Below are 13,407 nucleotides of genomic sequence, written 5' to 3' on the forward strand. Positions count from 1 at the left end.
TTATCGTTTGTGCCCGGTGTCGAGGTGCCGTTCCATGAAGGCAGAATAACGCGACATGCCGAAGCAGAATATCCAGAAAATGAAACCGGCGAAGATGAGGCCGGTAATGGGCGTGACAGGCGTGATCCATGTCGTGTCGGTAAAGTTCAGGCGGACGATGCCGAGCAGGTCGAACATACCGATGATCGAGACGAGGGACGTATCCTTGAACAGGCCGATGAAGGTGTTGACGATGCCTGGGATAACCAGCTTGATCGCCTGCGGCAGAATGATCAGACGCATCTTCTGCCAATAACCGAGACCGAGAGAATCGGCGCCTTCGGACTGTCCCTTGGGGATCGCCTGCAGGCCGCCACGGATCACTTCGGCCATATAGGCAGAGGCGAAGAGGGCGACACCGACCAGCGCACGCAGGAAGTTGTCGATCGTCCAGCCTGTCGGCAGGAAGAGCGGCAACATCACGTTGGCCATGAACAGAACCGTGATCAGAGGCACGCCGCGCACCACCTCGATGAAGGTGACACACAGCATCTTCACGACGGGCATGTTCGACCGACGGCCGAGCGCCAGAAGAATACCGAGCGGCAGCGATACCGCGATACCGACGAAGGACAGGATCAACGTCACCATCAGGCCGCCCCAGAGCGGGGTTTCGACACGTTCCAGTCCGAAGCCGCCATGCAGGATGAAGAAGGCCACGACCGGGAAGATGACGAACAGCAGAAGGGCGTTCAGGCCCTTGTGCGGCAGCTTGGGGATGAGCAGAGGGACTAGGAGGGCGATGAACAGGATGCCGACCAGCATCGGACGCCAGCGCTCATCGAGCGGATAACGACCGAAGATGAACTGCGAAAAGCGATCCTGTACGAATGCCCAGCAGGCACCGCTCCAGCCATCCGGCTGGACGCCGCCCTGTGCAACGCTGAGGCAGGCGGTGCGGTCTGCACCGAACCAGCTTGCCTGCAGGAAAAGCCAGTTGATTGCGCCCGGAAGAATGGCGAACACGATCAACAGACCGATGATCGTCAGGATCACGTCCTTGGGCGTTGCCAGGAGGTTGCTGCGCACCCAGCCGGCAATGTTCTTTTCGCTGTGCGGCGGAGGCTCCGGCGCAAGCATGCTGGAACGAACGAAGTGAATGTTTCTGGTGTCCATGGCTTATCTCTCCACCAGAGCCATCTTGGCGTTGAACCAGTTCATGAACAGCGACGTCGCGAGACTGATGCTGAGATAAACGACGATCCAGATCGAGACGATTTCAACAGCCTGACCGGTCTGGTTCATGGTCGTACCGCCGGTGGAAACGAGTTCCGGATAACCGATGGCGACGCCAAGCGACGAGTTCTTCGTGAGGTTGAGATACTGGCTTGTCAGCGGCGGAATGATGATGCGCATTGCCTGCGGCACCACGACGAGGCGCGTGGTCAGCCCCGGCTGGACGCCGAGAGCCGTCGAGGCTTCCGTCTGGCCCTTGGAAACGCCGCGAATACCGGCGCGGATGATTTCCGCGATGAAGGCCGCCGTATAGAACGACAGTGCCAGGTAAAGCGCGAAGAATTCCGGCAGGATCGTGCCGCCACCCGTCAGGTTGAAACGTCCGGCTACAGGAATGTCGAACGTGATGGGTGCGCCGAGCGCCAGGAAGGTAATGAGCGGCAGTCCGATAATCAGCGCGATGGCGGTCCAGAGGATCGGGAACCGCTGGCCGGTCGCCATCTGGCGCTTTGTTGCCCATTTGTAGACCCCAACGGTCGCAATGATCCCGACAAGGATCGCTACCGCGATCATCCAGGCGTTTTCGCCCCAGATGGGCTTGGGAAACACCAGGCCGCGGTTGTTGAGGAAAACGTTGAATGGCAGCGCGAGGGATTCGCGCACGTTCGGCAGCGCTCTGAGGACGCCCGAATACCAGAAGAAGATGACCAGCAACGGTGGGATGTTGCGGAACACTTCAACATAGACGGTGCACAGCTTGGCAATCAGCCAGTTGCCGGAAAGGCGGCCGATACCGACGATGAAACCGATGATCGTTGCCGTGACGATGCCGATTGCCGCAACCATCAAGGTGTTGAGGAAGCCGACAACGAGTGCTCGTCCATAGGTGGAGTTGCTGCTGTATTCGATCAGCGTATCGCCGATATCGAAACCGGAACGGCCTGCGAGGAAGCCGTAACCGGACGCGGTGTTGGAACGCGCGAGGTTCGTCGCCACGTTGTGCCCGATCCACCAGACGGAGATCACCAGAACAACGATGGTCAGAATCTGGAAGGCGATAGAACGAATTTTGGGATCGTAGATCAATGAGCGGGTCGTTCGCCCGCCGGAAGGCGCAATTGTAGCCTGATCAGTCATGCTTGCCCGGTCCCCGAAAGATATGGCCTGTTTGGCCCATTGTTTTGTTTTTATAGGCAGACAAGGCGGCCAGCGGCCGCCTTGTTCAGTGTTTTATGCGACCGCTTAGCGGATCGGCGGTGCGTATTGCAGACCGCCCTTCGACCACAGAGCGTTCAGGCCGCGCTCGATCTTGAGCGGGGTGCCCGTACCGATGTTGCGCTCAAAGACTTCGCCGTAGTTGCCGACGCCCTTGATGATGTTGTAGGCCCAGTCGTTGGTCAGGCCGAGGTCGGTACCGATCTTGGTGTCGGCTTCAGCGCCGAGGAAGCGGCGGATGTCCGGGTTGGTCGAGTTCTTCATCTCGTCGACGTTGGCCTTGGTGATGCCGAACTCTTCAGCCTGTACCAGCGCGTAGCCAGCCCAGGAAACGATGTCGAACCACTTGTCGTCGCCCTGACGGACGGCCGGGCCAAGCGGCTCCTTGGAGATGATTTCCGGCAGAACGATATGGTCATCCGGGTTGCTCAGCGACAGGCGGATCGAATACAGGCCCGACTGGTCGGTGGTGTAAACGTCGCAACGGCCAGCCTGGTAGGCGGCGTTCACTTCTTCGAGCTTTTCGAAGACGACCGGGTTGTACTGCAGGTTGTTGGCCTTGAAGTAGTCGGCGAGGTTGAGTTCGGTGGTCGTACCGGACTGAACGCAGACGGCTGCGCCGGACAGTTCAAGAGCGGACTTTACGTTGAGGCTCTTCGGGACCATGAAGCCCTGGCCGTCGTAATAGTTGACGTAACGGAAGTTGAAGCCGAGCGCGGTGTCGCGGCTGATCGTCCAGGTGGTGTTACGTGCCAGGAGATCGATTTCGCCAGACTGCAGAGCGGTGAAGCGGCTCTGTGCGGTCGTGGGCGTGAATTTTACCTTTTTGGGATCGTTGAAGATAGCAGACGCGACTGCGCGGCAGTAATCGACGTCGAAGCCAGTCCATTCACCAGCCGAATCCGGCGATGCGAAACCTGCAAGACCTGTGTTGACGCCGCACTGAACGAAACCCTTTGCCTTAACGTCGTCCAGTGTCGCAGCCGAAGCGAATGACGCTCCCCCCAAAACCGCAGCGCCAACAGCGGCTGACAGAATTGCCTTTTTCATTTTTCCCAACCTTTGTTTGTTCTCATCTAATTGGAAGAGGGTCTGCGTGATTGTGTTCCCCCAGTTCCCCCTTCGGCGTATCTTTTTGATCCGCCTTGTACATCACAGTCGACATTCCGGCTTGGGTCAAGACTTGCGAGCAATAATTGTGCCTACAAAACGGAATTTTCCAAAATTTGACTTTAAACAGTGCATAGGATGAAAAAATAAGCATGTTTTGGCAAAAAATTACGCGTGCATATTTTTTGTATACTTTTTGCGTGCTGTTTTTGAGGCAAAACGGTACGGTTCGGTGTCATCGTTGAGGGCTTGACCTTGGGTTGCGCGCTCAGCATTGTCGCTCGCGTCAAACATCTTCGAAAGCTGATCCGCAATGACCAAGAAAAATGACCTGCGCGCAGGCGCAGGTGTGAATACCCGCCTGGCCCATGGCGGCAACGACCCGTATGACTGCTTCGGTTTCGTCAATCCCCCCATCGTTCGTGGTTCCACGGTCCTTTTCCCCGATGCGAAGACGCTTGCGACGGAAGACCAGAAATACACCTACGGCACGCATGGCACGCCGACGACAGATGCGCTCTGCAATCTGGTCAACGAGCTGGAGGGTTCTGCCGGCACGATTCTCGTGCCATCGGGTCTGGCTGCGGTCACGGTCCCGTTTCTTGCCTACCTCTCGGCCGGCGACCACGCCCTGATCGTGGATTCGGTCTATTTCCCGACACGGCGTTTCTGCAATGTGATGCTGCGCAAGCTCGGCGTGGAGATCGACTATTACGACCCTTCGATCGGTGCAGGCATCGAAACGCTCATTCGCCCGAACACCAGGCTCATCCACACCGAAGCGCCGGGTTCAAACACCTTCGAAATTCAGGATATCGCGGCGATCACCGCCGTCGCGCATAAATATGACTGTGTCGTCACCATGGATAACACCTGGGCGACGCCGCTTTATTTCAAACCGCTGGATTTTGGTGTCGACGTGTCGATCCATGCGGCGACAAAATATCCCTCCGGTCATTCCGATGTGTTGATGGGCTTCGTGTCCTCCAACGAGAAGCACTGGAAGGCGCTTTACCAGGCCAATGCCAATCTCGGCATCTGCGTGACGTCCGATGACGCCTACCAGATCCTGCGCGGCCTGCGCACCATGGGCGTGCGCCTAGAGCACCACCAGAAAAGCGCGCTCGACATCGCCACATGGCTGGAAGGCCGCGACGATGTGCTGCGGGTTCTGCATCCGGCCTTGCCGAGCTTTCCGGGGCACGATCTCTGGAAGCGCGACTTCAAGGGCGCAAGCGGTGTGTTCTCCTTCGTGCTCAAGGCGGAAGACGGAAAGTTCAAGGAGGCGGCGCAGGCCTTCCTCGATGCGCTGACGTTCTTTGGTCTCGGTTATTCCTGGGGCGGTTACGAATCGCTGGCCGTCATGGTGTCGCTGGCCGACCGAACAGTCGCCAAGGGCCCGAGCGAAGGTCCGGTCATCCGTCTGCAGATCGGTCTTGAAGATGTTGCCGATCTCAAGAAGGATCTCGAGATCGGTTTTGCAGCCGCTGCAGCGGTCTGAGCAGAGCGATCAGCCTTCGGCGCGGTAGCCGTAGAGCCAGTCGAAGTCCTTGAGAAAGGCCTGCGTCGGGCGCGTGGCGAAAACAAAGTCCCTTCCAAGGCGGAAGGGACCGCGGGCGTGATAGGCGAAACGATTGACGGAGGCCCGCTTGCGGGCCTTTTCAATGCGCGGCAGACGCAGGGCCTCGAAGGAGGCCAGCGCCTGCGGCAAAGGCAGGGCACCCGTGACCTTGCCCGCCAGTTCGAAGGCGTCCTCGATGGCCATGGCGGCTCCCTGCGCGGCAAAAGGCATCATCGCGTGGGCGGCGTCTCCGATCAGTACGGTGTCGCGGCCATTGTGCCAGTGTCCGGCACCGGCCTGGTACAGCGGCCAGAAGGTCGGCTGTTCGGCAGAGGCAAGCAATTTGACGATTTCCGGGTTCCAGTCGCGAAACTGCTGCATCAGCATCGTCTTGTGCTGGCCGCTCGATTCTGCCCGCCATGTGGCGCCGGGGTCCGGGCCAAGCGCAATCGCCACGATGTTGAGGCCACCGACCTCTCTCAGAGGATAGGCAACGATGTGGCCGCGCGGGCCGAGATAGGCCGTGACGGCGCGCTTGTTGACGGATGACGGCACGTCGCGGTCGTTGACGGTGAAGCGCCAGGCGACATTTCCCGAAAAGGTCGACAAGGGTGCTGACGGCACGGAAAAACGCGCGGCAGACCAGACGCCATCGGCACCGACAATCAGGTCGTGATCGCGAAAGGTGAGGGCGGCGATGGTCTCGGCTTTTGCATTCTCGATACGCTTGCCAAGATGCAGATGGCAGAGCGGATTGCGCATCACCGCCTCATGGAGCGCCCTTTGCAGGGTGGCGCGGTGAAGAACGCCGTAAGGCTGGCCCCAGCGGGATCGCGCAACCGCGCCGACCGGCAGGGAAAGAAGCGTTGCAAGCGATTTGCCGGATGCGAGGTCGATGCTGACCGGCTCGGTCCAGCGCGCTTCGAGCTGCGGCAGCACCTCAAGTTCCGCCAGAATGCGTGCGGCGTTCGGCGAGACCTGAAGACCGGCGCCGACTTCTGCAAGTTCGGGCGCCTGTTCGAGAATGTCGCAGCTCACGCCCTTGCGGGCAAAAGAAAGCGCAGCGGTAAGACCGGCGATGCCGGCACCGACAATGGCAACGGATTTAACGGGCATTGGAAGCCCCAATCAGAAAAAAGGAGGGATCAGGCCGCCTTCACGTGAAAGACGCAGCCCGGAGGATTGGTCTGCTCGGCCTTCAGCGACGGGTTGTAGCGGTAAAGCGTGGAGCAGTACGAACAGACTTTTTCGTTGTCGTCGCCCATGTCGATGAAGATATGGGGGTGATCGTAGGGAACCGAAGCGCCGGTGCACATGAATTCCTTGACGCCGATCTCGATCATGCGGTGTCCGCCGTCGTTCTGGAAGTGGGGAATGGAATGCCCGGCCATGCTTGTCTCCAAATGCGAAATTGTGGGTGAGCCTCACGCCGTCAACGCGGCCAGGCTCATTGTTGCGGATATGTAGCCTCAAACGCGTTGCATCTCCATAAAAATCGTCAGGAAAACATGTTCAACCATGCGATTTCCTGCCATATGGTCCGGCAAAAAGGATGTCTTTGATGAATCTCAACACGCCGCAGTTTTCCGATTTTTCTCACGATGGCCTGCGTCTGGCCTATTTCGATGAGGGTGATCCTGCTGGCGAGCCGGTTTTGCTCATTCATGGTTTTGCCTCCAGCGCCAACGTCAATTGGGTTCATCCCGGATGGCTGAAGACGCTGGGAGAGGCGGGATACCGGGTGATCGCCATCGACAATCGCGGCCATGGCGCAAGCGACAAGCCGCATGACACGGAGGCTTATTATCCCTCCGTCATGGCTGGCGATGCCGTGGCGCTGCTCAATCATCTGGGAATTCCTGAAGCGCATATCATGGGATATTCCATGGGCGCCCGTATCTCCGCCTTTCTGACGCTGGCGCATCCGGAACGGGTGCGGTCTCTGGTATTCGGCGGGCTCGGCATCGGCATGGTCGATGGCGTCGGCGACTGGGACCCTATTGCCGAGGCGCTGCTTGCGCCGTCGCTCGATGTGGTGACGCATGAGCGTGGCCGCATGTTCCGGGCGTTTGCCGATCAGACGAAAAGCGACCGGCTGGCGCTGGCCGCCTGTATTGAGACTTCGCGTGTTCTCGTCAGCCGCGAAGACATGGGCAAAATCGACGTTCCGACATTGATCGGCGTTGGCACCAAGGACGATATTGCCGGTTCGGGTGAAGAGCTTGCTTCGCTGATGCCGCATGCACGCGCCATCGACATTCCCGGCCGCGATCACATGCTTGCCGTCGGCGACAGGGTGTTCAAGGCTGCGGTTCTGGAGTTTTACGCCAGTCTCTAAAGGCCGCGTCCGGCAAGAAACGCTTTTTCATCAATGATGAAGAAAAACTGAGGCTATCCCGCCTTTAAAGTCGTCGTTCGAATCCCATTTCTAACGGACGTCTTTTTTTGTATAAAGAACGACCACGTTCATGAGGAGGCCATTCATGGTCGCACGTACCGAGGCCCGTCAGCAGGATCAACTGGCGATCGTCGACCCGATCTGGGGAAGTCTGCTGCACGAGGCGCGCACCGCTGCTGCGCAAGATCCGCTGCTGTCGGCATTCCTGTATTCGACCATCCTCAATCATCGTTCGCTGGAAGAGTGCGTGATCTACCGGATCTGCGAACTCCTAGACCATCCCGACATGCAGGCCGTTCTTCTGCGCCAGACGTTCCAGGACATGCTGGAAGACTGGCCGGAATGGGGCAGTGTGCTGCGAGTCGATATCCAGGCCGTCTACGACCGCGACCCGGCCTGCACGCGGTTCATGGAGCCGCTTCTGTATTTTAAGGGTTTCCACGCCATCCAGACGCACCGCCTCGCGCACTGGCTGCTGCAGAAGGGCCGCAGGGACTTCGCGTTCTATCTGCAAAGTCGTTCGTCCTCGATCTTCCAGACGGACATCAACCCGGCTGCTCGGATCGGCAAGGGGATCTTCCTCGATCATGCGACCGGGCTTGTCGTAGGGGAAACCGCCGTCATCGGCGACAACGTGTCCATTCTGCATGGTGTGACGCTGGGCGGTACGGGCAAGGAAGGCGCCGACCGCCATCCGAAGATCGGCAATGGCGTGATGATCGGCGCAGGCGCCAAGATTCTCGGCAATATCGAGATCGGCAGCTGCTCGCGCATTGCCGCAGGCTCCGTCGTTCTGAAACATGTGCCGCCCAAGACCACCGTGGCGGGTGTTCCAGCGCGCGTGGTAGGAGAGGCCGGGTGTTCCGAGCCCTCACGCCTGATGGATCAGGTCATCGGCGCCGATATCTGACATGTGATCAAACGTCCGTGTGGAACATGCGGACAGTTTCCCGCTTTCACTTTACTTTCGCCGTTAAGCCATGCCAAAAGCGGCGCACTTGACGCGAACATTCGGGATCGGAACCGGTCTTGGTGTGGCGTGGAATTTTCAGAAGCACGGCGTCCTTGTGGCGCGCCCTGGATGGGTGCGCGGCGCCGTGGGAACCGCACAGGAGAACAGTGGTGAAAGCCGACGAAATCAAAAAGCTCGACGCCTATTTCAAGCGCACCTTCAACCCCGAAATGGTGGTCAAGGCCCGTCCGCGCAAGGACGATTCCGCTGAAGTCTATCTCGGCGACGAGTTCCTGGGCGTTGTCTACATCGACGACGAAGACGGCGACCGTTCCTACAACTTCTCCATGGCGATCCTCGACGTGGATCTCTGATCGTCGCCGCAAGGTGATGTCAGGTCATGTGACTTAAAAAAGAACGCCCGCAACGGTCTTCGTTGCGGGCGTTTCTGTTTGTTTGCGATGATGCGTCACCGCGCGGTGACGTTATCTGTCGAGCGGCTTGCGCAGGCGGCCGGCGGCATCCTGAATATATTGCCAGGCGACACGACCGGAGCGTCCGCCACGCGTCGTTGCCCATTCCAGCGCTTCGTGATGCAGCGTCTGCCTGTCCAGACCCAGATCGAAATGCGCAGCGTAGCTGTCGATCATCGTCAGGTAATCGTCCTGGCCGCATTTGTGGAAGCCGAGCCAGAGGCCGAAACGGTCCGACAGCGACACCTTTTCCTCGACGGCCTCGGACGGGTTGATGGCGGTCGACTGCTCGTTTTCCATCATGTGGCGCGGCAAGAGGTGGCGGCGGTTGGAGGTTGCGTAGAACAGCACATTGTCCGGCCGTCCCTCGATGCCGCCGTCGAGCGCTGCCTTCAGCGACTTGTAGGCGGTGTCGTCGTGGTCGAAGGACAGGTCGTCACAGAAGACGATGACGCGCTGCGACGACGATTTGAGGATGTCGAGGAGGGCGGGCAGGGTATGGATATCCTCGCGGTGAACTTCCACCAGCTTCAGCGATACACCGCTTGCGGCGCGCACATCTTCGTGAACGGCTTTGACCAGCGAGGACTTGCCCATGCCGCGTGCGCCCCAGAGCAGCACGTTGTTGGCGGCAAAACCCTCGGCAAAACGTAGCGTGTTTTCGTGCAGGATGTCGCGCACATGGTCGACACCGCGGATCAGTTTCAGCGCGATGCGGTTGGGGCGTGCAACCGGCTGCAGCCAGGAATTGGCAGGCACCCAGACGAAGCAGTCGGCAGCATTCCAGTCATTTACGGCCGGGGCGGGGCCGGCAAGGCGTTCTACGGCGGTGGCCAGTCTGCGCAGTTCTGCAAGAAGAAGGGACGCGGTTTCTTCCTGAATCATGATGTTTCTCCCGCTTTTGGCATGTTCAAAACGATGTTTTCGGCCCCGCCTAGCATGGCGTTTCGGGCACATAAAGGTTAAGAGGTCCGGAATCGGTACGGCGTGTCCCTTGCATCTGTTGCATTCACGGCGTTCCCCACTATATTCCGGCGACTTGAAAGCTGGGGCGGCATCTTTGGATGGTGCTGTAATCTGAGGAGTTTTATATGTTCATTAGTCAAGCTTTTGCGCAGGATGCAGCAGGCGGTACGTCTGCACTCGGCTCCGGCCTTGAGATGCTTTTCCTGTTTGCACCGCTTATGGTGGTCTGGTACTTTTTCCTGATCCGCCCGCAGCGCGCGCAGATGAAAAAGCGTCAGGAAACCCTGTCTTCTGTTCGTCGTGGTGATCAGGTCGTTCTGGGTGGCGGCATCGTCGGCAAGGTGACTAAAGTTATCGACGACAATGAACTCGAAGTTGAAATCGCCGAAGGCGTGAAGATCCGTGCCGCACGCGCTTACATTGCTGAAGTGCGCGTCAAGGGCGAAGTGGTCAAGACGGAAGCCGCTTCCTGATCCTGCCGGAATAACGAACCTTTGACGGGTTGCGGATTCCGCGACCCCCAACCCTGACCGAGATCGAAATGCTTCATTTTTCCCGTTGGAAAACAGTCTTTATATGGCTGCTTGTTCTGGCAAGCGTCGTCATCGCCTCCGCCAACCTGTTCTCAGACAAACAGTTGGCCAGCATGCCCGCCTGGTACAAGGACAACAAGGTAACGCTCGGTCTCGACCTTCAGGGCGGTTCGCATATCATGCTCAAGATCGAGCGTTCCGACATCGTCAAGGAACGCCTCGAAACCATCGTCGGAGACGTGCGCACGCAGCTCCGCGATGCCAATATCCGCTATTCCGGCCTTGCCGGTAACGGACAGCAGGTCCAGGTTCGCATCAGCGATCCGGCTCAGCTCGAAGCCGCGAAAACCGCGCTTCGCGATCTGACCCTGCCTGTCTCTCACGGAACGCTGGTTGGCGGCACCGTCACGGAAGTGACGATGAGCGATGGCGACAACAACTCTCTGCGTCTCAACCTGACCGACGAAGGTATCGATTACCGCCTGTCGTCGGCTGTGTCGCAGTCGATCGAAGTCGTTCGCCGCCGCGTCGACGAAGTCGGCACCACCGAGCCGCTGATCCAGCGTCAGGGCGGCGACCGCATCATCGTGCAGGTGCCGGGCCTTCAGGACCCGCAGCGCCTCAAGTCGCTTCTGAACCAGACGGCAAAGCTGTCTTTCCGCATGGTCGACACCACCATGCCGGTGCAGGAAGCCATGAATGGCCGTCCGCCGGCAACCTCTGAAGTTCTCTATTCGCAGGACGATCCGCCGGTTCCGTACCTGGTCGAACGCCGCGCTCTCGTTTCGGGTGACAACCTCGTCGACGCGCAGGCAAGCTTCAACCAGCAGAACAACGAACCGGTCGTGACCTTCCGCTTCGACAGCCGCGGCGCGCAGCGCTTTGCCCAGGCAACGCAGCAGAACGTCGGCAAGCCCTTCGCCATCGTGCTCGACAATCAGGTGATTTCCGCACCGGTGATCCGTGAGCCGATCATCGGCGGTTCGGGCCAGATTTCCGGCAACTTCTCCGTTCAGGGTGCAAACGATCTCGCCGTGCTATTGCGCGCCGGTGCACTTCCGGCAACGCTGACGGTGGTTGAAGAACGCACCGTCGGTCCAAGCCTCGGTAACGACTCCATCACCGCAGGTCTGACGGCCAGCGCCATCGGCGCGGTCGGCGTTCTGCTCTTCATGTTCGTTTTCTATGGCTTCTTCGGCCTGCTTGCGAACATCGCGCTCGTCGTCAACATCGTCATGCTGCTGGCGGTGCTCAGTATTATCGGGTCGACACTGACACTACCGGGTATTGCCGGTATCGTTCTGACGATCGGTATGGCGGTTGACTCCAACGTTCTGATCTATGAGCGCATCCGCGAAGAGGTGAAGAGCGGAAAACCGCTGATATCGTCGCTCGAAAACGGCTTCTCACGAGCCTTCGCGACGATTATTGACGCCAACCTGACGACACTGATCGTCGCCAGCGTGCTGTTCTACATGGGTACCGGTCCGGTCAAGGGCTTCGCCGTTACGCTGGCTGTCGGTATCATCACCACCGTCTTCACGGCCTACACGCTGACGGCGTGGATGTTCGGCTTCTGGGTTCGCCGCAGCCGTCCGAAGCATCTGCCCAAGGGCGTTCGCACCGCCATGTTCGATGGCCGCGATATTCCGTTCATGCGGTATCGCCGTCTGGTCTTCATGATCACCGGCGCGGTCATGCTGGTCTGCGTTGGCGGTTTCGTCAGCAAGGGTCTGAACCTCGGTATCGACTTCCAGGGCGGTTCGGTCATCGAAGTCCGTGCCAAGCAGGGTGAAGCCGATCTGGCCGATATCCGCGAACGCCTGAGCCAACTCAACCTCGGCGAAATCCAGGCGCAGAATTTCGGGACGCCGCAGGACGTTCTGATCCGTATTCAGGCGCAGGAAGGCGGCGAGAATGCCGAGCAGTCTGCGATCACCATGGTGCGTGGCGAACTGGAAGACAATTACGACTTCCGCCGCGTTGAAGTGGTTGGCCCTGCCGTTTCCGGTGACCTGACCTTCACGTCCACCATTGGTATCCTGCTCGCGATGGGCGCGATCATGGTCTACATCTGGTTCCGTTTCGAATGGCAGTTCGCCCTCGGTGCGGTTATCTCGATGGTGCATGACGTGGTGTTCACGCTCGGGTTGTTCGTGTTCCTTGGAATAGAATTCAACCTGACGAGTATCGCGGCGATCCTGACCATCATCGGTTACTCGCTGAATGATACGGTCGTCATCTACGACCGAATCCGCGAAAACCTCAGACGCTACAAGAAGATGCCTCTGTCGATGATTATCGACGTGTCGCTCAACCAGACGCTGTCGCGTACGATCCTGACGGGTCTGACGGTTCTGCTGGCGCTCTTGGCACTCTACCTGTTCGGCGGCGAAGTCATTCGTTCCTTCACCTTTGCCATGCTGTTCGGCGTCGGTATCGGTATCTTCTCCTCGCTCTACATCGCGGCTCCGGTGCTGATTGCCTTCAAGCTGCGGCCTGATAGCGCCGATGCGGAAGACGAGAAGGAAGATGCTGCCAAGAACGGCACCATCGGCGGCAAGCCTGCCGTCTGATGGCTGGCGGTATCGAAATACGCCCGGCCCATTTTCCCGGCCGGGCGCCCATCGACGCTTATGGCAACGGCGGATTTCGCTTTGCGGACATGTCGCATCGCGGTTCGCTGCTGTGCCTGCCTTCCGGCATCCACGGCTGGGCGCCGGTGACGTACAGCGATCTGGCGCTTGAGCATTTCGAAAAGGTGCTTGCCGAAGCGCAGGACATTGAAGTGCTGTTGCTCGGCATGGGTGACGGCATGCGGGTGGTTCCGAAGGAACTGCGCGCCGTCTTCAAAGAGGCGGGCATATCGGTTGATCCGATGAGTACGGGGGCTGCCGTGCGGACCTACAATATTCTGCTTTCGGAATCGCGTGCCGTCGCTGCGGCACTGATCGCGGTCGAAGGCTAAAAAGACGGACCTCGCG

Annotated in this window: 13 protein-coding genes; 7 read left to right on the plus strand and 6 right to left on the minus strand. The window is 59.0% G+C overall.

The window, feature by feature from the left end:
• The 3 genes from ACIQT8_RS02145 to ACIQT8_RS02155 form a co-directional block, all read right to left on the minus strand.
• Positions 1-1,155: an amino acid ABC transporter permease gene (locus tag ACIQT8_RS02145; protein ID WP_138792554.1), complete on the minus strand. Its 1,155-nt coding sequence runs from the start codon at positions 1,153-1,155 to the stop codon at positions 1-3.
• 3 nt (positions 1,156-1,158) lie between these two features.
• The gene (locus ACIQT8_RS02150) at positions 1,159-2,352 is read right to left on the minus strand and encodes an amino acid ABC transporter permease (RefSeq protein WP_138792553.1); all 1,194 of its coding nucleotides are present in this window, start codon (positions 2,350-2,352) and stop codon (positions 1,159-1,161) included.
• 105 nt (positions 2,353-2,457) lie between these two features.
• The gene (locus ACIQT8_RS02155) at positions 2,458-3,480 is read right to left on the minus strand and encodes an amino acid ABC transporter substrate-binding protein (protein WP_138792552.1); all 1,023 of its coding nucleotides are present in this window, start codon (positions 3,478-3,480) and stop codon (positions 2,458-2,460) included.
• 373 nt (positions 3,481-3,853) lie between these two features.
• Between ACIQT8_RS02155 and ACIQT8_RS02160 the strand changes: the two genes are divergently transcribed.
• Positions 3,854-5,041 (plus strand): cystathionine beta-lyase, encoded by a 1,188-nt coding sequence (locus ACIQT8_RS02160; RefSeq protein ID WP_400962867.1) that lies wholly within the window; start codon positions 3,854-3,856, stop codon positions 5,039-5,041.
• A 9-nt stretch (positions 5,042-5,050) separates the two neighbouring features.
• On the opposite strand, the gene ACIQT8_RS02165 is transcribed toward ACIQT8_RS02160, so the two are convergent.
• Together ACIQT8_RS02165 and ACIQT8_RS02170 are read right to left on the minus strand one after the other, a co-directional pair.
• Positions 5,051-6,217 (minus strand): FAD-dependent monooxygenase, encoded by a 1,167-nt coding sequence (locus ACIQT8_RS02165; protein WP_400962870.1) that lies wholly within the window; start codon positions 6,215-6,217, stop codon positions 5,051-5,053.
• A 29-nt stretch (positions 6,218-6,246) separates the two neighbouring features.
• Positions 6,247-6,492 carry a zinc-finger domain-containing protein gene (locus tag ACIQT8_RS02170; RefSeq protein WP_035261222.1) on the minus strand — a complete coding sequence of 82 codons (246 nt, stop codon included), beginning with the start codon at positions 6,490-6,492 and terminating at the stop codon, positions 6,247-6,249.
• Positions 6,493-6,662: 170 nt separating this feature from the next.
• Here ACIQT8_RS02170 and ACIQT8_RS02175 point away from each other — a divergent pair, with 170 nt between their 5' ends.
• The 3 genes from ACIQT8_RS02175 (at position 6,663) to ACIQT8_RS02185 (ending at position 8,825) form a co-directional block, all read left to right on the plus strand.
• Positions 6,663-7,439 carry an alpha/beta fold hydrolase gene (locus ACIQT8_RS02175; protein ID WP_400962873.1) on the plus strand — a complete coding sequence of 259 codons (777 nt, stop codon included), beginning with the start codon at positions 6,663-6,665 and terminating at the stop codon, positions 7,437-7,439.
• A gap of 145 nt (positions 7,440-7,584) precedes the next feature.
• Entirely contained in the window at positions 7,585-8,409 is an 825-nt protein-coding gene (gene cysE / locus ACIQT8_RS02180; RefSeq protein ID WP_262526052.1) for a serine O-acetyltransferase, read from the plus strand.
• A 212-nt stretch (positions 8,410-8,621) separates the two neighbouring features.
• Complete coding sequence (locus ACIQT8_RS02185) at positions 8,622-8,825, plus strand: DUF3126 family protein (protein ID WP_138792547.1); 204 nt, start codon at positions 8,622-8,624, stop codon at positions 8,823-8,825.
• 111 nt (positions 8,826-8,936) lie between these two features.
• Here ACIQT8_RS02185 and ACIQT8_RS02190 read toward each other — a convergent pair whose 3' ends face one another.
• Positions 8,937-9,809 carry an ATP-binding protein gene (locus ACIQT8_RS02190; RefSeq protein ID WP_400962877.1) on the minus strand — a complete coding sequence of 291 codons (873 nt, stop codon included), beginning with the start codon at positions 9,807-9,809 and terminating at the stop codon, positions 8,937-8,939.
• Positions 9,810-10,015: 206 nt separating this feature from the next.
• Here ACIQT8_RS02190 and yajC point away from each other — a divergent pair, with 206 nt between their 5' ends.
• From yajC to ACIQT8_RS02205, 3 genes are all read left to right on the plus strand, one after another.
• Positions 10,016-10,363 (plus strand): preprotein translocase subunit YajC, encoded by a 348-nt coding sequence (gene yajC, locus ACIQT8_RS02195; protein ID WP_138792545.1) that lies wholly within the window; start codon positions 10,016-10,018, stop codon positions 10,361-10,363.
• A gap of 68 nt (positions 10,364-10,431) precedes the next feature.
• The gene (gene secDF, locus ACIQT8_RS02200) at positions 10,432-12,999 is read left to right on the plus strand and encodes a protein translocase subunit SecDF (protein ID WP_138792544.1); all 2,568 of its coding nucleotides are present in this window, start codon (positions 10,432-10,434) and stop codon (positions 12,997-12,999) included.
• The gene (locus tag ACIQT8_RS02205) at positions 12,999-13,391 is read left to right on the plus strand and encodes an Mth938-like domain-containing protein (protein ID WP_138792543.1); all 393 of its coding nucleotides are present in this window, start codon (positions 12,999-13,001) and stop codon (positions 13,389-13,391) included. The genes secDF and ACIQT8_RS02205 overlap by 1 nt, the downstream gene beginning before the upstream one ends.
• Positions 13,392-13,407 lie beyond the last annotated feature (16 nt).

Origin of the sequence: Agrobacterium sp. NPDC090273, from assembly GCF_044772305.1 — a bacterium.
In the GTDB taxonomy this organism is placed as follows: domain Bacteria; phylum Pseudomonadota; class Alphaproteobacteria; order Rhizobiales; family Rhizobiaceae; genus Agrobacterium.

Coding starts and splice junctions, on each gene's coding strand:
- ACIQT8_RS02155 (WP_138792552.1), bottom strand. CDS start 3,480: ATGAAAAAGGCAATTCTGTCAGCCGCTGTTGGCGCTGCGGTTTTGGGG.
- yajC (WP_138792545.1), top strand. CDS start 10,016: ATGTTCATTAGTCAAGCTTTTGCGCAGGATGCAGCAGGCGGTACGTCT.
- ACIQT8_RS02150 (WP_138792553.1), bottom strand. CDS start 2,352: ATGACTGATCAGGCTACAATTGCGCCTTCCGGCGGGCGAACGACCCGC.
- cysE (WP_262526052.1), top strand. CDS start 7,585: ATGGTCGCACGTACCGAGGCCCGTCAGCAGGATCAACTGGCGATCGTC.
- ACIQT8_RS02165 (WP_400962870.1), bottom strand. CDS start 6,217: ATGCCCGTTAAATCCGTTGCCATTGTCGGTGCCGGCATCGCCGGTCTT.
- ACIQT8_RS02205 (WP_138792543.1), top strand. CDS start 12,999: ATGGCTGGCGGTATCGAAATACGCCCGGCCCATTTTCCCGGCCGGGCG.
- ACIQT8_RS02160 (WP_400962867.1), top strand. CDS start 3,854: ATGACCAAGAAAAATGACCTGCGCGCAGGCGCAGGTGTGAATACCCGC.
- ACIQT8_RS02175 (WP_400962873.1), top strand. CDS start 6,663: ATGAATCTCAACACGCCGCAGTTTTCCGATTTTTCTCACGATGGCCTG.
- ACIQT8_RS02170 (WP_035261222.1), bottom strand. CDS start 6,492: ATGGCCGGGCATTCCATTCCCCACTTCCAGAACGACGGCGGACACCGC.
- ACIQT8_RS02145 (WP_138792554.1), bottom strand. CDS start 1,155: ATGGACACCAGAAACATTCACTTCGTTCGTTCCAGCATGCTTGCGCCG.
- ACIQT8_RS02190 (WP_400962877.1), bottom strand. CDS start 9,809: ATGATTCAGGAAGAAACCGCGTCCCTTCTTCTTGCAGAACTGCGCAGA.
- secDF (WP_138792544.1), top strand. CDS start 10,432: ATGCTTCATTTTTCCCGTTGGAAAACAGTCTTTATATGGCTGCTTGTT.